This is a genomic window from candidate division WOR-3 bacterium (assembly GCA_011052815.1).
Lineage (GTDB): Bacteria > Hydrothermota > Tepidihabitantia > SM23-42 > SM23-42 > DRIG01.
On record DRIG01000047.1, the window covers coordinates 1 to 16,422 of the forward strand.

A 16,422-nucleotide genomic window follows, 5' to 3' on the forward strand; every position below is an offset into this window, starting at 1 on the left:
CCTTTGATGACGGTCATATTGTCGTCCTGTAATTTATGATAATGCCAGGCTTTTACAACCCCGGGATAAGCAGTGGTGATGTACACCTGGCCGAATTTTGAAAATTGTTCGTCGTCAGAACGCAGGATCTCCATCAGTCTGCCGCGCTCATCCGGAATCACCCTTAAATTTTTGATTGAAACCCCATCTATTAATTGTTTATCCGTCAATTATTTCCTCCTTATTATTATTCATACTCATTTGACGATTTCCACATAACTCTGATCCCCGAGGATGAACTTATGGGTTCTTGGTGAGTAGTTGCTTACATTTATGACCACGTTTTTCCCTACTATTGAACGGTCGATTCTCTTTTCCACATTGGTGATTTTCGCGCCGGACATAATCACGCTGCATTCAATCTCCGAGTTTTCAATAAGGACATCATCTCCGATCGATGAAAAAGGGCCGATATAGGAATGGATTATCTTTGTGTTCTTTCCCACGACAACGGGCCCTCTGATAACACTCTTTTCAATAATTGTATTTTCACCGGTTCTGACCCTGCCGTTTATGGTAGAGCCGGTGTTGGTTCCCTGAAGAGAAGTTTCAATCCCTTCAAGGACCAGTAAATTCGCTTCGATGATGTCGTCGGGTTTACCCGTGTCTTTCCACCAGCCTTTTACTTTATGCGATTCCACTTTTAAGTTGTTATCCAGAAGCCACTGGATCGCATCGGTGATCTCCAATTCGTTTCTCCAGGACGGTTTGATATTTTCAACGGCCGTAAATATTTTTTTATCAAAGAGATAGACTCCGACCAGTGCAAGATTCGACGGCGGTTCTTTCGGCTTCTCGACTAATTTCTTCACCCCGCCCCTTTCGTCAATCACCGCGACCCCGAATTCCTGAGGGTTGGAGACCTCAGTCAATAGAATCAGGGCATTGGGTTTATTCTCGTTGAATTGTGCGACGAAATCTTCTATTCCTTCTTTAAGAATGTTATCACCGAGATACATAATGAATGATTCATCTCCGAGAAAATCTTTTGATATTTTTATGGCGTGGGCGAGTCCCAGAGGTGCTTCCTGGCGGATGTAGGAGATTTTGATACCCCAGTTTTCTCCGTTTCCGACAACCGCCTTTATCTCTTCTGCTGTGTCACCGACGACGATGCCCAGTTCTTCAATCCCTGCTTTTGACAGCGCCTCGATGCCGTAGAAGATTATCGGTTTATTGGCGACCGGAATAAGCTGTTTGGCACCGGTGAAGGTCAGGGGTCTGAGACGGGTGCCGAAACCGCCGGCAAGAATAAGCCCTTTCATAACGGGGAATTATAATAATTATGGAGTAAAAGTCAACCAGGTATTCACTTTGTTGTTATCGACTTTATGAATGCAATGAGTGCTTCCTGCCAGGTGCGCATGCTCTTTTCAAAAAAGAATTCGAAATTCTTTGATTCCAGCGGTGCGAATCGGGGACGGGGGGCGGGCAGATTCAATTCTTCGGTCTTTATCGGTTTGATGTCGGTCTTGAATTTCATCAGCTCTTTTGCTTTCAGGGCGAAATCGAGCCAGGAACCCATATCCCTGTTTACAATGTGATAAACACCGTAATTTTCCGACTTTATCAGCAGCCAGATGGTCTCTGCCAGGTCAACCGTATAGGTGAAAGAACCGAATTGGTCACAGATCACGTCTATGGACCTGGGTTTATCTTCGGATACAATGAATTTCGAGATGAATGTTTTTGAATTCTTACCGAAGAGCCAGGCGGTCCGAACAATGAAATAACGGTCACACAGATCCTTTATGTAATTTTCACCGAGCAGTTTCGTCCTGCCGTATTCATTTATCGGTGCGGTTCGGCTGTACTCAGAATATGCCTTTTCCGCCCTGCCGTCGAAGACGAAATTTGTGCTCACATAGAGTATTTTGGCGTTGATCTTTTTACTGATTACCGCAAGTCCTAAGGTGCTGAGGGCATTGGTTTGAAATGCCAGGTCTTTGTTCTTTTCACACTCGTCGACATTGCTTATTGCGGCGAAATGGAGAATCACATCAGGCCGGTATTTTAAAAGGGTTTCATTCGTCTTCTTGAAATTGCCGACGTCGAGCTGATTGAGGTCGGTGGCGAGAAAATTAATACCTTCCCGCTTGAGTACATTCTGCATTTCCGTACCCAGGGCTCCGTGTGCACCGCTGATAAAGACCTTCACGGTCGATTATATCTCCATCTTATCGGTTTGTCAATACACCGTATCGGCTATTGACTTTTTGGTGATTTTGGAGATAATAGATTTCGATATTCGAAAGGAGGTTGGATATGTACGATAAAAAGGCAGATCTTGCTGGACCTGGTGTATCCACATATGAGGAAGTGGAGAAGATTCTTCCCAATGATTATGAGCCGCTCCTTCCGCCGAAAGAGAGGATGCATGCCCTCTTTGAGGTGAAAAAATATATTGAAGAGAACCTCTGTAAGGAACTCAATCTCTTTATGGTTCAGGTTCCGCTGATTGTTAGTGCTGAAAGCGGAGTGAATGACATGCTCGACCGTGACGGTTCACGTACGCCTATAGAATTTAATTGTGGATTGGGATTGGAAAAACCCATTCGTGCTCAGATCGTCCAGGCAGCTACCAAGTGGAAGCGACCCGCCCTCAAACAGTTCGACTGTAAGGTCGATGAAGGAATTTGTACGGATATGCGCGCCGTGCGGAAAGACTATTTTCTGGACCATGACCACAGTTCTTATGTTGACCAATGGGATTGGGAACGGGTGATGACAATGGAAGAGCGCAACCTGAAATTTCTGAAAGATATCGTCAAAAAGATCTGGAAGGTGATCTACGGTGCCGGCAAACATGTCCAGGAGCTGTTTCCGCAACTCAAGACCGATAAATATCCTGACTTTCCCGAAGAGCTTACATTCCTTCACGCCGAGGAGATTCTTGATATGTATCCTGATCTGCCTCGAAAACAGCGGGAGACCAAAGTGCTGCAGAAGTACCCTGCGATCTTTATCATCGGTGTGGGGTATACATTGAAAGACGGTTATCCCCATGAAATGAGGGCGGCGGACTATGATGATTGGATTACTGATACTCAATCGGAAACCGGGAAACCGACCCATGGTCTCAACGGTGATATCCTTGTCTGGAATCCTGTGACAAGGCGTCGTCATGAATTGACTTCAATGGGAATCAGAGTGACCAAAGATACGCTGGTCAAGCAGCTGGAGATGGCCGGACAGATGGAAAATCTGAAACTGCCCTATCATCAGGCGATTATGAACGACGAAATTCCGTTGAGCATCGGTGGTGGTATCGGACAGTCACGCACATATATGTATCTTCTGCGCACCGCACACTTAGGTGAGGTGAGTGTGACGGTCTGGCCCAAGGTGCTCAAGGAGATGTGTGCAAAACGGAATATATTTGTGCTTGAATAAAATTTCGCGGCTAACCGAGTTTATAACCGATATTTCTTAAAAACTTATAACGTGCGGCGCGGGCGGTTTCGTCTTCAATTCCCTTTGATGCATAGCCGTCGATCACGCCGATGACGCCTTTACCCTGTTCGTCTTCGACCACGAGTATTTCAAGAGGATTCGCCGTGGCACAGAAGATTCTTACGACTTCAGGACAGGCTTTTATGCGGTCCAGAACATTGATCGGAAACGCATTCTTGATGAAGATTATAAAGAAATGGCCGGCACCGATTTTGTACGCATAATCTTTCGCCCGCGTGGTCAACTCTTCATCGTTTCCTTCATACCGAACAAGACATTCCTGGGATGCCTCACAAAAGGCGAGACCGAACTTTATGCTGGAATGTGCATTCACCAGTGCCTCATACAGATCCTCGGCACTCTTTATAAAATGGGTGTAACCGCAAATTACATTAACTCCCTCAAGGGGTTCGATTTTGATCTTTTTTATATCCATGGATTCCTCCTTTTGATACTTATTATTATCCGTCGTGGATTGGTTTAAAGGTTGTCTGCTTCAATAACCTATCTCCTTCAGAAATTTTTTGTCCTTGCGCCACTTTTCTTTCACTTTCACCCATAGTTCGAGATAGACTTCTCTACCCAGAAAATCTTCTATCTTTTTTCTTGCTTCTTCTCCGATCTTCTTCAACGCCGCGCCGTTCTTCCCAATGATGATACCTTTTTGTGATTTTCTTTCGACATAGATCACGGCACGGATATAATCTTTTCCTTTGTCTCGTTCTTTAAATTCATCGATCAATACACACGTTGAATAAGGAATTTCTTTTTTAAAAAACTCAAAGAGTCTTTCTCTGATCAATTCCGCCACAAAAAATCTTTCGGGTGCGTCGGAGAGATCCTCTGCGGGATAAAGAAAAGGTCCTTCTGGCAGGTATTTAAAGATCGCTTTTTTCAATTCCTCGATACCATCACCGTTCAATGCAGAGACGGGAATTATTTCTTTGACCGCGGATTTCTTTATCGTATTCATAATCGGCAACAATTCATCTTTGGAAACGAGGTCGATCTTATTTATGACGGCTATGGTGGGTTTTTTGTTGAAAACCTTTTTGAATTCAAGGGGAAGTTCTTTTTCTTTGAACCAGGGATCTGTCATCCATAATACTTCATCGGCGTCTTCCAAGGAGCGTTTAATCTGTTTGACCAGCATTTCCTGCAGAAGGTAATGCGGTTTTATCAATCCCGGCGTATCAAGGAAACAGCATTGGTACTCATCTTCGGTCAGGATACCCAGGATTCGATGCCTCGTCGTCTGGGGTTTGGGACTGACAATAGACAGCTTTGTTTGCAGCAGTCGATTGAGCAATGTCGACTTACCGACATTCGGTTTACCGATGATAGAAATATAACCTGACTTCATAGCAAGAAGGGGGTGCTCAGCACCCCCTTTCAAATAACTTCAATATTTTATTCTTCAGTACTCTTTTCCTTCTTCTTTCTGGCTCGTTTTGTTTTTTTCTCTTCTTTATCTTTTTCTTCGAGCTCTTCTTTTGTCTGCTCAACCGCAGGTTCTTCTATCGTTTCTTCTTTCATCTCAAGAAGGTTCTTGTCGTCCTTTTTCTTCACGAGTACCGTGAAGATAAGGGTGTTGCCCGACCAGAATATCGCACCGCCGTAGGACATAACAAATAGGACGATCAGATAATAGGTGAGTCCCAGGATAAACGACGATATTGCACCTGCCCAGGTTTCAAATGCGGGAATATAATCAGGGGGGAAGAGAAGATTGAGCATACCGATCGAGTCGAGATAATCGATGAAGAAATTCTGGATCGAATCAGGATATATGGCTGGAAGAGTGACCTTCACGTAATAGGCGGCGTTTGTTAGAAGATTATCCAGTTTATCCGCGGAGACGAAAACGCCGAGGATATCCTGGCCCAGGAAGATCGCTTTGGCGGCGAAGAAACCGAGGATGAATACTCCGGCGATCACGATCGCCTTCAAGAGAATCTCATAAAAGATGAATCTCCATGGTTGATCATTTATCACGGAGAAGGATTCAAACAGTGTATCAAAGGTATCGTTGGCGGTTTCTCCTACGATCGCCGGACCGATATTCAGACAAACCAGTGTCACGATAGTAAGATAGATGATGAACATCGATGCGGCGAACGCCGGAATCGCCATCAACGCAAGGATCAATTGACCGGCATACGGTATCAGGGTGATAAGTCCGAGTATCAAACCCAGGGCAATAAGGATGATTATGGATATGATGAGGACAAAAGGAGCGAGGATGGCGGATTTACCGTTCTTTAATGCGAATTTGATCGCCTCTTTTATTTCATAGAAATCATCACCCTTGAGCTGTTCATAGGTTATTTTGGAGACCGCAACGCCGCTCAGCAAAGTGACACAGAGCCACCACAACAGTCCGACGATCCAGATCACCCAGGAATACCACGGTAGTCCAGCAGGATACATTGGAACGACACGAAATGTTTCCCAAATTTCACTGATTTCTATACCTCCCGCAATGAATGATAAATATGCCAAGATACTGTAGCCGATAAAGGCAATGAGAAAACCGACGAATGTCACCCATATTTTCTTGGCACTGAAGCCGAGCCTTCCAGCTCTGAATACATCCTTGTAGTTAAAATGTAAATTAGTCACTGCGCCTCCTTTTGTTTTTGTGTATTATAATCATAATATTTTTATTGTCAATACCTAAAAGCCAGGTAGTGTTGACATTTTTCTAATTTTTAATATAATTTCGAAGGAGGAATAATGAATATCGGCTGGCAAGAGATTTTATTGATTTTGCTTATTGCTCTTTTATTATTCGGTGCGAAGAAAATTCCGGATCTCGCTAAAAGTCTCGGTAAAGGAATCAGGGAATTCAAAAAAGGTCTTCATGAAATTGAATCTTCAGACGAAGAGATAAAAGAGAAGAGCAAGAAGGATGATGAAAAGAAGGAAGACAAATAGATTGTCAACAGGCAGAACAGACGATAAACTATTTACTGGAAGCCATTTGGAGAGGTGTCCGAGTGGCCTAAGGAGCACGATTGGAAATCGTGTATCCCGAGAAATCGGGATCGTGGGTTCAAATCCCACCCTCTCCGTCCCGCCCCTTATCTGGCTTATTGTAGACGCAGTACGTATCTTTTCTGTGGAACTTAAAGAAATCCAATCGGCGTATCCATATACATTTATCGAACAAGGTGCGGGATCGGTTGAGCACCGCTCATTAAGAAAGGAGAATTATGTATTATAACGGCGCTAAAATTTTTGTAGTCTCTTTTATAGTTTCTCTTTTTACCTCGATTATAGTTTGTGTTCTCTTTTTCTTTGTGATAATGCCTCTGACAAAACCATCCGGTGATATAGTCGTGCCTGATTTACTCGGTTCGACCACTGAGCAGGCACGTGTGATAACAGAGACAAGAGGCTTGTTACTGGTCGTCGGAGGAGAAGAAGAAGATGAAAAGATCGGAGAAAATCTCATCTGTCGTCAGACACCGCTTCCCGGTTCAATGGTCGGCAGAAAGACGACCGTAACGGTCTTTATCTCCAAAGGTTCAGGAAAACTGGTGCTGCCGGATTTCAAAGGCCAGGGATTGAGCGAGGCGACGGTTAAATTGTCGGAGATGGGGTTGAAGGTCGGAGAGGTGAAGAGTGAAGAGAACAGTGAAGTCGATAAAGATAAGATAATCTCCACCATTCCACCTGCTGGTTCCCGGGTAAAAAAAGGAGATGTGATTTCCGTGGTGTTGAGCCGCGGGGTTGAACTCGTTAAAGTTCCCCGTTTGATCGGCAAATCCCTTTCCACGGCAAAACGGCTTATTGAAAACAACGGTTTTAAAGTCGGAAACGTATCCTGGGAGGTGAGCATCGATTATAATGTGGGGATTGTAATGCGTCAGAGTCCGGGGGCGGGAAGAATGGCGAAGAAAGGAAGTGCGATAAATCTTGTCGTCGCCACTGTTCTTGAATGAAAAAATTATTCATTTATCTCATTACAATCCTGTCGTTTTTCATCCTCGGTGTAATAATCGCCAATTTTGTGATAATGCCGTCGGTCGTTCATAAAGGCAGGGAGATAGAAGTCCCTGACGTGCTCCAGATGGCGCTCGACTCTGCTGTTGCCGAACTGAAAAAAAAGGGACTGGAAGGCGTGGTTACCGAACGTAGATTCGATCCGATCATCGAGGAGGGTAAAGTCATTATTCAAGAACCGCTGCCCAAAACAAAGGTGAAAAAGGGGAGAATAATAAATCTTACGGTAAGCCTGGGACCGGAAAGCATAAAAGTACCGTATCTTACGGGAATTGATATTGATAAAGGAAAGATGATAATAAAGCGACTCGGATTCCATCTCGACTCTATTGAATTTATCTTTTCCGATACAATTCCGAGGAATAAGATCATCAGGACGGTTCCTGATGCAGAGGTCGAGTTGAAGAAGGGAGATACCATAAAGTTGATCATCAGCAAAGGTCCTGTTCTGAAGATGCCTAATCTTTCCGGTAAAAACATAGATGACGCGAAAATCATTTTAGAAAAACTGGGGTTGATAATCGGACGGGTTGAAGAAGTTGAAGGGAGCGGTGACAAGGGGAGTATTATCGTCCAGAATCCCGCTCCAGAGCAGATCGTCGAACCCGGCGATACCGTCAGTTTAATGGTCATCAAGTGAAAGTCGCTCCTTCAATCATTGCCGCGGACTTTTCACGTTTTCACGAAGAGATAGCTGCGGTTGAAAAAGCCGGTGCCGATTTACTCCATCTGGATGTGATGGACGGTGTCTTTGTCCCCAATCTTACATTCGGACCCATGATCGTCGAAGCAATCAACAGGATCTCATCTCTGGAACTCGACGCCCACCTTATGATTGTTAACCCGGAAAGATACCTTGATCAATACATCAAAGCAGGCGTTGATTGGCTGTCTTTCCATGTCGAGGCGACGGAAAAGCCGGAATATTGTATTCAATATATCAAAGAACAGGACATAAAAGTCGGTATTGCATTGAACCCGGAGACTCCCTTTGAGAATATCAAGAAATTCGTCGAAAGGCTCGACTATCTTCTGGTTATGACCGTTCACCCCGGTTTTTGCGGTCAGAAGTTTCTGAGTGAAGTCGTCGACAAGATAAAAGAGATACGCAACTGGATAGAAAAACAGCGACTGGAGTGCATTCTTGAAGTGGACGGCGGCATAAACGATACGAACTGCCGTATCGTCAGACAAGCGGGTGCAGATATCATTGTAGCCGGTGCCGGTATTTTTAAAAAAAGCGATTATAAAAAAGCAATCGAGAATTTAAGATGTTAGAAAACTTGATCGATCGTTTTCAGAAAGTAAGAAGAAAGATCCTGGGGTACGGCAGGATTACAAAGACAGAACTGGAAGCGATTCTTAAAGAGATTAGAATCGTGCTTCTTGAAGCGGATGTAAATTATAGAATAGTAAAAGAGTTCATTGAAGAATTGAGGACAAAATGTGAGAGCCTTGAACTTGTGAGAAGTTTAAAACCCGGGGATGCCGTTGTTAAAGCGGTCTACGAGGAACTCACTTTACTGCTGGGAGAGTCTTCCCGCACCATTACTTTTAAAAAAAACGGACCTCTTGTTATTATTCTCATCGGACTTCAGGGGGTCGGAAAGACCACAACCGCCGTAAAACTCGCTTTCAGATTCAAGTCGAAAAAACCCCTGCTCGTGCCGGCGGATGTGAAGAGACCGGCTGCCTATGAACAGCTTGCATCATTGGCGAAGAGGGTTGAGATTCCGGTGTTTCCGTTGAATAAAGAGAGTGCGGTTGCCACCGTAAAACAGGCGAAGGCGGCGGCTCTGGATAGAGGGTACGGAATCGTTATTATTGATACGGCAGGAAGACTTCATATCAATAATGAATTGATAGATGAACTCAGGGAGATTGATAAAGTTGTAAAACCTGATTATCGGCTGCTCGTCGCCGACGGTATGAGCGGTCAGGATGCAGTAACCCAGGCGATGACCTTTAAAAAGGAAGTCGGTCTGGAAGGAGCCGTTCTTACAAAGATGGACGGAGACGCCCGTGGAGGTGCCGCCCTTTCCATCACCCGTGCCGCTGATGTACCCATATTCTTCATCGGTGTTGGAGAAACCCTGGAAGGCCTCGAGGTTTTTTATCCGGATCGGATGGCGCAGCGCATTATGGGTATGGGAGATCTGGTGAGCCTTGTAGAGAAAGTGAAGGTTATTGAGAAGGAGATCGACGGAAAACAGATGCGTAAAAAGCTCGTAAAAGGAGAACTGAATTTTGAAGATTTCCTTGAACAATTGAAAGCAGTCAAGAAATTAGGACCCCTGTCAAAACTCGCCGCTATGATTCCCGGTGTAAAAGAGAGTGATGTCAATGAAGATGAAATGAAGAAGATTGAAGCCATTATAAACTCAATGACAAAAAAAGAGAGGCTCAAACCCGACATTATCAACGGTTCACGAAAAAGAAGAATCGCGGCGGGCAGCGGTACGACAATGCAGGATGTGAATCAACTCTTGAAGCAGTTCAAGCTCGCCCGCGATATGCTGAAAAAGATGGGCAGGGGCGGACCGCCCGGCAGACTGCCTTTTAGAATTTGATTTAAATTATTAAAAAATAAAAGGGGAGAGTATAAACACTCTCCCCTTTTTATGTCAATTTGACAATAAAATCAGAATGTCGGTGGTTCTTTTGCCAGAACAAAGTAGTGTTTTACTTTCCATGCCTCACTCAGCAGTATATAGTAGCCGTCATAGCCTTCAGGGTCTGGTTCCGCGAAAAACTCATATTTTACGAATATTGTATTATTCCATTCGGCATAATTATCTTCGGTCGTACCTGCTCCCTCATCGTCAAACAGGAAGTGTGCGGCGAGCCCGATATCAGAAGACGTTGTAATATCAATCTTTCCCGCTTCAGTAATCTGGCTTACGTCGTATTCATATTTATACCACGTTTCATCCCAGTTCCATTTCATCGAACCGTTGACACTTTCGGTATCAGGGATCTCCACGATTGTGTGGAACCAGATATCACGGGTATCTGCAAGGATTCCGATCTCCATTGCTGTCGGTGTGCTGTCCTGGTACAGAGAATCCCAGATATCCGGGGTGAACATAAGATAGAGGCTTGCAGAATCAATGGTCGTGCCCATACTGTCGATCGGGAACTTTACAAGAATCCATTTATAGAACAACTCACTCACCCACTCATCCGGCACACTGAAGGTGTCGGGTCCTTCCCAATATGGAGGGGCATCAAGTGAACCGCTGGCGTTCAAGCCGCTGTATGCATCGACATTGGTCATCATCGCCATCATATTAACTCCGTTCACCAGATTTTCGGCTTCACGCAGTTCATCCTGGTCAACCTTGTCACCGCATCCAGTCAGCCATACCACAACCAGCAGCGACAGTCCGAAAACAAACAATCGTTTTTTCATAAAACCTCCTTTTAGTCTTTCCGTGACTATAGTGAATTATAACAAAAATAACTATTTTGTCAAGGAATAATCCCCGATTATCTGACGATCACCGCTTTCATCGTATATGTAGCATCTCCGACCTTCAGATATGGGAAATATAGTCCCGGCGGAACTTTTCGACCATGCCGGTCCCTGCCGTCCCAGATGATCGTGTCGAAGTTGGTCCCTGCAGATTTATAAAGAGTTCGGATCAATCTTCCGTTTATATCATAGATACGCAATTCAGAGATGGAACCGTTGTTCTGGAGGTGATAACCGATACTTGTTCGGTCGGCAAAGGGATTCGGAACGATGTAGTGGATGCCCTGGTTCATTGTCGGTAAAACTGCAGGTTCAAACAGAGGCATCAATTCAGGAGCATTGCCGGGATTGAGTACGACAAGCATGGATTCCGGAACAACCACCCAGTTCAAAGTAGAACTGTCGAGGGGCTCGGATGCCGCCACCCAGAAATTTGAGTTGATTTTACCGGGATAATAATAAAGAGAAAATCCTTCTGCCGGATTTTTCGAAAAACGTACCGCCCAGAGGGTTGAGCCGTCAGACATAACAAAATTGAACTGGCCTGAGCTGGCGTTGGCGGAGAGCGCCGAATCCAGTTTTGTTATTGCTGTTTTTATGCACTCTTCAATTGTATTATTCAAGTAGGTGTCGATTATTTCGATGATGAATATCGCGTATAGATCCGAATCAAGATAATCCGGCGCATAGTCAGGCGGGTTGAGGCGTAAATAAGAGGGATTGATTTGATTGATGAGTTCGAGTAGAATCTGTGTCGGAAGTGTGCCGTTATGGGCGAAGAGTATTTTGATGTTTCGACACACGCCCATTCTCAGGAAAGGATGGGGATTGGGGATACCGCTGGTCGGACCGCTTGTGCCGCTGCGGACATGGGCGATGCAGCTTTTTTCAACGTAATGGATCACGTCTTCCACGGCAAGGTTATATCTGGGATCTGTCGGTGCACTCGGTTCGGCACGAACAACAATCGGCAAGAGTGTTTCTGTGTCCGGTGTCCTAAAATAAGCGATGCCCCAGCCGTCAGGATTGTTATTACCAAGTTTCTGGAGGGAATCAAGATGTACTCTTATTATTGTGTCGGGGCGGTCTTCTGATGTTGAAAAGATTATTCCCCAGAATCGACAATTGTGAGAGGAGGTTCTTTTTTGATAAACCATCTGGCTGATAATCAAAAACCCTAATCCCAGAGAGATCAGTAGCAATAACAGATATTTCCAATTTCTTTTCCACAGAGTCTTCATAATCATCACATATCATTATATAAAAGTCCCTGTAAGTTGTCAATTATGATCGCATCTTTTATTTTAAAAACTTGACATAATTATCTTTTTATATATAATTTAACTTCATGATGGCATTAATAAGTTTATTTATTCTTTCGGTGAACGATGTATACCTTCTCCCCAATGATGCGGTTGAAATTAAAATCTGGCGCCAGAAAGATTTGAGTGGCTGGTATTATGTTGATAGTGATACCAGTTTGACCATCCCGCTCCTCGGGAAGTTTTCGATAAAAGGAATCGCACTTGATTCCCTGCACAATCAACTTATAAATGACTTCAGAAATTATTATACAGACATCTATGTTGACATAAATTTTTATTATAGAATTAATATATTCGGAGAAGTTAAAGTACCGGGATTCTATTATGTAAAGAGCGAAGATAATTTGGCGAATCTGCTTGCGCAGGCAGGAGGACCCACAGAGCGCGGTTCCCTAAGCGGGATACGTATCCTCAATTTCGGAATGGAGCGAAAGATCAATTTTGAAAAGATTTTCAAGAGCGGTAAAGATCTGGAACAACTTGCATTACGACCGGGGGATGTGGTTATTGTTCCCCGACGGTTTATGCCGGCGTTCCAGGAATGGTCCGTGCTCTTCAGTCTCGGTACTTTGATTCTTCAGATTTACATCGCGGCAAAATGAAAAAAGAACCGACTCTTCAAGATTACATCGGCGTTGTGATGGAACGTCGCTGGTTGGTGGGTATCTGTGTCGGTGTAGCCACGGTCGCTGCTTTAGTCCTGAGTTTTGTTCTGCCCAAGGTCTATGAGGCAAGGATTAAATTCAAGTTAGACCTCTCTGAATCGAAGCCGGTTTTCTTTTCGGAGATTTACACCCCCCAAAGAGTTGATCCTGTTGAAAGTCAACTGGAGATCGTCAGGAGCCGCACCCTCGCCCGCTCAGTGGTCAAGAAGTTGAATCTGAATTTTATTGTGAAGAACCACAAACAGTACTTTTTTGATTCGGTATATGTTTCCGAAAAATTTCCGCCGGGTACATACTGTTTAAAATTCAATGACAGCCGGTTCTCCCTGGTGACGAAGAAGGGGGAGATAGTCGGCTCCGGCAGAGTCGGAGAACTTTTTGATATTGATTCACTGAAATTCTTTATAAAAGAGAAACCAACCGACGACATAAAGATCATTATTAAAGAAATCAACGAAAGTGCCGAAGAGTTGCAGAAAAAGACGAGTGCCAGTCAAATCAAGAACACCTATCTTGTATTACTGAAAGCCAAATCGTCGTCTCCTGAGTTGGCGGCGGCGATCGCCAATACACTTGTTGACGAATACATAAATTATTCCCTCGCCACCGTGAGAGAGGCGGCGCGCGGTTCAAAAGAGTTTATCGAGAGTCAGATTTCCATCTTCGGCGAGGAGCTTAATAAAGCCGAAGAGAAACTGCGTCAATTTAAAGAAAAGACGGGTATTTTTCTGCTTGACGAATCAGCAAAGGAGATAATTTCTTCTCTGGCACAGTTTGAGGTTGAGAAAGAAAAGGCGATCGTTGAATTGAATGAAATCGAAAGTTCCATAAAGAATCTCGAACAGGAATTATCAAAAGATGAAGCCTCTTACGGTGCCTATAAACGGATGGCTTCGTTTCCCACGATATCCACAAGTCCGATAATAATTTCATTGCGGGAAAAACTTAAATCACTCGAGATCCAGCGTCAGGAGCTGCTTCAGAAGAGCGGAGAGAACCCCAAAGAGCTTTCCGAAATAGATAATAAGATTAAACAGACCGAGGAAGAACTGCAAAAGGCGACAAAACAGATCGTCCTCGCCGGTCCCTCGGTATCCGATCCTATTTTTCAATCCATTATTTCCCAGATCATCAACAATGAGACGCGTGCGATCGCATTGCAGAGTCGCATCGACGCCTTGAATCATATTATAAATCGACACAACCACCGTTTAAAGCAGTTGCCCGAGGCTGAAGTGAATCTCGCCCAGCTTGAGCGGCAGAAGATGGCTAACGAAGAGATTTACACGATGTTGTTGGGAAAACTTGAAGAATCGAAGATCGCTGAAGCCATGCAGATCAGCGAGGCACGGATTATCGACCGGGCGACGGTTCCTGACAAACCGGTTGCGCCGAAACCGAAACAGAATACCGTACTCGGATTTCTTTTGGGTTTATTCATCGGTGTCGCCAGTGCGTTTCTTCTTGAATATCTGGATACCTCGGTAAAGAGCTCCAAAGAGATCGAGGAACTTACGGGTGCGTCGGTACTGGCGGCGATTCCTTTGGTCAAAGATAAGGAACATCCGTGTATCCCCACCATAGAAGAACCCCATTCCCAGATCGCTGAGGCGTACAGAATTTTAAGAACGAATTTGGCTTTCGCCGCTGCAGCAAAGCCCCTTAAGACGTTGCTGATCACTTCTACATTACCCCAGGAAGGGAAAACGACGACCTGCCTTAATCTTGGTATTACCCTGGCTCAACAGGGAAATAAAACGGTGGTACTTGATTGTGATTTCAGACGGCCGATGCTTCACACGTATTTTTCAAAATATATCAAAAATAAAAGGCACGGCCTTTCAGATATTCTCCTGGGCAGGCTTAAGTTGAAAGAGGCGATCGTCAAGACACCCACTACGGAAAATCTCAGTTTTATCACCAGTGGTACGATTCCCTCGAATCCCGCGGAGCTGCTGGGTTCTAAGAAGATGCAGGATACAATAGAAAGATTAAAGGATGATTTTGAATTTATAATCCTTGATGCTCCACCGGCACTTGGGGTGGCTGATGCAAGGGTACTCGGTAAGATCGTGGATGGTATTTTGGTTGTGGTGATGGCGAATAAGACAAACCGTGATGCAGTTCTTGAGGTTAAGGATGAGCTGGAACGAAGCGGCGAAAAGATAATCGGTTTTGTTTTAAACGGTGTCGACCTTACACATCACTACTATCGCCATCGTTATTATTACTACTATCCTTCAAAGTGAGTTTTTGAAGAAAATTGATATGTTGAAGTCAACAAGAGTATGTTCTGAAAGATGAAAAGATATCGACGGCGGACTTCAAAGAAGTTCCGCTGGATTATTATTATTGCGGTAATAACAATTCCATTAATCTATTTCAGCCGCAGATTTTATAAGTATCTCAGTGCACGATATGAAGAAAAGAGTTTGAAAAAACAGATCCTGATTTTGCAAGCTGAAAATGAAGTGTTGAAAAACCGAATTCATCAATATAAAAGAGGAACCGTACTTGAAGCCAATGCGCGTGATGAACTGGGGATGATCAGAAAGGGTGAAAAAGTATATCTGGTCCCGAAGAAATGAACTATCGGATTGAAATAACTCCGTTTCGAGTGGAAGTATGCGAGAGCGACAGCGCGTACAGTTATGATGACATCGTGGTGATTAAGAGTAAAGAAGGGATAGACCTCGGACGCGTAGTTAAAGAAGAGGATGAAGAGATTGAAGAAGTCTACGGTAAAATCATCAGAAAGGCGAGTCCCCAGGATATTGAAAAACGTAATGAGCTGCATGAATACGAAGAATTTTGTTTGATTGAACTGAAGCGTGCTGTTGAAGAGTTTAAGTTTGCTATGAAGCCGGTTCACGCCCACTGCCAGTTCGATGAAGAGAGGGTTATTTTCTATTTTACAGCGCAGAAGCGGCTTGAATTCCGTAAGTTGCATCGCTATATCTCCCAGAAACTGAACAAGAGGGTGGTGATAAAACAGATCGGAAGTCGTGATTATTCAAAACTGTTCGGCGGCATCGGTCCCTGTGGAAGAAATTTGTGCTGCAGAACATTTTTAGGAGAATTGAAGTCGATATCCCTGCGTATGGCACGGGACCAAAAACTTTATGTCTCGCCGAGTAAAATATCAGGAATCTGCGGTAGGTTGCTCTGCTGCTTGAACTTTGAAGAAAATTTTTATACTGATTTCCAGAAAGAGAAATCGGAGAGCGAAGAGAAGCAGGATGAATCAGGATAATAATTTTTTTTACCTCGACTGTTTTCCAGATACAAATTAATGGCGGATATTAACCGATTTATTGAACTGATTTCAATTTTACGTAACAAGTGCCCCTGGGATAAAAAACAGACCCTTGAGACCATGAAGAGTAACATAATAGAAGAGGCTTATGAACTCGTCGAGGCGATTGAACTTGATGAGACCGATGCACTCAAAGAAGAG

The 16,422-nt window shown here is 44.2% G+C and carries 19 protein-coding genes and 1 tRNA gene; 12 read left to right on the plus strand and 8 right to left on the minus strand.

The window, feature by feature from the left end; genetic code table 11:
* From ENI34_04385 to rfbD, 3 genes are all read right to left on the minus strand, one after another.
* Window positions 1-209 (minus strand): dTDP-4-dehydrorhamnose 3,5-epimerase (locus tag ENI34_04385; GenBank protein HEC78366.1); only part of this gene is annotated, 209 nt, incomplete at its 3' end.
* A gap of 27 nt (window positions 210-236) precedes the next feature.
* Window positions 237-1,304: a glucose-1-phosphate thymidylyltransferase gene (locus ENI34_04390; GenBank protein HEC78367.1), complete on the minus strand. Its 1,068-nt coding sequence runs from the start codon at window positions 1,302-1,304 to the stop codon at window positions 237-239.
* 44 nt (window positions 1,305-1,348) lie between these two features.
* Window positions 1,349-2,197 carry a dTDP-4-dehydrorhamnose reductase gene (rfbD, locus tag ENI34_04395; GenBank protein ID HEC78368.1) on the minus strand — a complete coding sequence of 283 codons (849 nt, stop codon included), beginning with the start codon at window positions 2,195-2,197 and terminating at the stop codon, window positions 1,349-1,351.
* Between the two features lie 107 nt (window positions 2,198-2,304).
* On the opposite strand from rfbD, the gene ENI34_04400 reads away from it, so the two are divergent.
* Window positions 2,305-3,432 (plus strand): aspartate--ammonia ligase, encoded by a 1,128-nt coding sequence (locus ENI34_04400; GenBank protein ID HEC78369.1) that lies wholly within the window; start codon window positions 2,305-2,307, stop codon window positions 3,430-3,432.
* Window positions 3,433-3,442: 10 nt separating this feature from the next.
* Here the strand turns inward: ENI34_04400 and ENI34_04405 are convergent, their stop codons facing one another.
* From ENI34_04405 to ENI34_04415, 3 genes are read right to left on the minus strand one after another with little or no spacing between them, the layout of a single operon-like run.
* A complete protein-coding gene (locus tag ENI34_04405; protein ID HEC78370.1) occupies window positions 3,443-3,928 on the minus strand; it encodes a hypothetical protein in 486 nt (161 codons plus the stop codon).
* A gap of 60 nt (window positions 3,929-3,988) precedes the next feature.
* Window positions 3,989-4,855, minus strand: coding sequence for a GTPase Era (locus tag ENI34_04410; GenBank protein HEC78371.1), 867 nt, complete (start codon window positions 4,853-4,855; stop codon window positions 3,989-3,991).
* A gap of 47 nt (window positions 4,856-4,902) precedes the next feature.
* A complete protein-coding gene (locus ENI34_04415; GenBank protein ID HEC78372.1) occupies window positions 4,903-6,114 on the minus strand; it encodes a hypothetical protein in 1,212 nt (403 codons plus the stop codon).
* A 111-nt stretch (window positions 6,115-6,225) separates the two neighbouring features.
* Between ENI34_04415 and tatA the strand changes: the two genes are divergently transcribed.
* From tatA to ENI34_04445, 6 genes are all read left to right on the plus strand, one after another.
* Complete coding sequence (gene tatA, locus ENI34_04420; protein ID HEC78373.1) at window positions 6,226-6,429, plus strand: twin-arginine translocase TatA/TatE family subunit; 204 nt, start codon at window positions 6,226-6,228, stop codon at window positions 6,427-6,429.
* A 48-nt stretch (window positions 6,430-6,477) separates the two neighbouring features.
* A tRNA-Ser gene (locus tag ENI34_04425) sits at window positions 6,478-6,566 on the plus strand.
* A gap of 141 nt (window positions 6,567-6,707) precedes the next feature.
* Complete coding sequence (locus ENI34_04430; GenBank protein ID HEC78374.1) at window positions 6,708-7,439, plus strand: PASTA domain-containing protein; 732 nt, start codon at window positions 6,708-6,710, stop codon at window positions 7,437-7,439.
* The gene (locus ENI34_04435; protein ID HEC78375.1) at window positions 7,436-8,140 is read left to right on the plus strand and encodes a PASTA domain-containing protein; all 705 of its coding nucleotides are present in this window, start codon (window positions 7,436-7,438) and stop codon (window positions 8,138-8,140) included. Before ENI34_04430 ends, ENI34_04435 begins: the two co-directional genes overlap by 4 nt.
* Entirely contained in the window at window positions 8,137-8,778 is a 642-nt protein-coding gene (gene rpe / locus ENI34_04440) for a ribulose-phosphate 3-epimerase (GenBank protein HEC78376.1), read from the plus strand. Before ENI34_04435 ends, rpe begins: the two co-directional genes overlap by 4 nt.
* Complete coding sequence (locus ENI34_04445; protein HEC78377.1) at window positions 8,772-10,070, plus strand: signal recognition particle protein; 1,299 nt, start codon at window positions 8,772-8,774, stop codon at window positions 10,068-10,070. The genes rpe and ENI34_04445 overlap by 7 nt, the downstream gene beginning before the upstream one ends.
* A 71-nt stretch (window positions 10,071-10,141) precedes the next feature.
* On the opposite strand, the gene ENI34_04450 is transcribed toward ENI34_04445, so the two are convergent.
* Complete coding sequence (locus tag ENI34_04450) at window positions 10,142-10,912, minus strand: hypothetical protein (GenBank protein ID HEC78378.1); 771 nt, start codon at window positions 10,910-10,912, stop codon at window positions 10,142-10,144.
* 77 nt (window positions 10,913-10,989) lie between these two features.
* Window positions 10,990-12,222: a T9SS type A sorting domain-containing protein gene (locus ENI34_04455; protein HEC78379.1), complete on the minus strand. Its 1,233-nt coding sequence runs from the start codon at window positions 12,220-12,222 to the stop codon at window positions 10,990-10,992.
* A 101-nt stretch (window positions 12,223-12,323) separates the two neighbouring features.
* Between ENI34_04455 and ENI34_04460 the strand changes: the two genes are divergently transcribed.
* From ENI34_04460 to ENI34_04480, 5 genes are all read left to right on the plus strand, one after another.
* On the plus strand, window positions 12,324-12,902 hold the full coding sequence (locus tag ENI34_04460) for a hypothetical protein (GenBank protein HEC78380.1): 579 nt from the start codon (window positions 12,324-12,326) through the stop codon (window positions 12,900-12,902).
* The gene (locus ENI34_04465) at window positions 12,842-15,214 is read left to right on the plus strand and encodes a polysaccharide biosynthesis tyrosine autokinase (protein ID HEC78381.1); all 2,373 of its coding nucleotides are present in this window, start codon (window positions 12,842-12,844) and stop codon (window positions 15,212-15,214) included. Before ENI34_04460 ends, ENI34_04465 begins: the two co-directional genes overlap by 61 nt.
* A gap of 51 nt (window positions 15,215-15,265) precedes the next feature.
* Window positions 15,266-15,553: a hypothetical protein gene (locus ENI34_04470; GenBank protein ID HEC78382.1), complete on the plus strand. Its 288-nt coding sequence runs from the start codon at window positions 15,266-15,268 to the stop codon at window positions 15,551-15,553.
* Entirely contained in the window at window positions 15,550-16,218 is a 669-nt protein-coding gene (locus tag ENI34_04475) for a signal peptidase II (protein ID HEC78383.1), read from the plus strand. Before ENI34_04470 ends, ENI34_04475 begins: the two co-directional genes overlap by 4 nt.
* Before the next feature lie 39 nt (window positions 16,219-16,257).
* Window positions 16,258-16,422, plus strand: a 165-nt coding sequence (locus tag ENI34_04480) for a nucleoside triphosphate pyrophosphohydrolase (protein ID HEC78384.1), incomplete at its 3' end; no start/stop codon positions are given.

What these genes read in the sequence shown, in the direction of transcription:
- ENI34_04390 (HEC78367.1), bottom strand. Translation starts at nt 1,304, where the DNA reads ATGAAAGGGCTTATTCTTGCCGGCGGTTTCGGCACCCGTCTCAGACCC.
- ENI34_04400 (HEC78369.1), top strand. Translation starts at nt 2,305, where the DNA reads ATGTACGATAAAAAGGCAGATCTTGCTGGACCTGGTGTATCCACATAT.
- ENI34_04405 (HEC78370.1), bottom strand. Translation starts at nt 3,928, where the DNA reads ATGGATATAAAAAAGATCAAAATCGAACCCCTTGAGGGAGTTAATGTA.
- ENI34_04410 (HEC78371.1), bottom strand. Translation starts at nt 4,855, where the DNA reads ATGAAGTCAGGTTATATTTCTATCATCGGTAAACCGAATGTCGGTAAG.
- ENI34_04430 (HEC78374.1), top strand. Translation starts at nt 6,708, where the DNA reads ATGTATTATAACGGCGCTAAAATTTTTGTAGTCTCTTTTATAGTTTCT.
- ENI34_04435 (HEC78375.1), top strand. Translation starts at nt 7,436, where the DNA reads ATGAAAAAATTATTCATTTATCTCATTACAATCCTGTCGTTTTTCATC.
- ENI34_04445 (HEC78377.1), top strand. Translation starts at nt 8,772, where the DNA reads ATGTTAGAAAACTTGATCGATCGTTTTCAGAAAGTAAGAAGAAAGATC.
- ENI34_04450 (HEC78378.1), bottom strand. Translation starts at nt 10,912, where the DNA reads ATGAAAAAACGATTGTTTGTTTTCGGACTGTCGCTGCTGGTTGTGGTA.
- ENI34_04455 (HEC78379.1), bottom strand. Translation starts at nt 12,222, where the DNA reads ATGATTATGAAGACTCTGTGGAAAAGAAATTGGAAATATCTGTTATTG.
- ENI34_04460 (HEC78380.1), top strand. Translation starts at nt 12,324, where the DNA reads ATGATGGCATTAATAAGTTTATTTATTCTTTCGGTGAACGATGTATAC.
- ENI34_04465 (HEC78381.1), top strand. Translation starts at nt 12,842, where the DNA reads ATGGTCCGTGCTCTTCAGTCTCGGTACTTTGATTCTTCAGATTTACAT.
- ENI34_04470 (HEC78382.1), top strand. Translation starts at nt 15,266, where the DNA reads ATGAAAAGATATCGACGGCGGACTTCAAAGAAGTTCCGCTGGATTATT.
- ENI34_04475 (HEC78383.1), top strand. Translation starts at nt 15,550, where the DNA reads ATGAACTATCGGATTGAAATAACTCCGTTTCGAGTGGAAGTATGCGAG.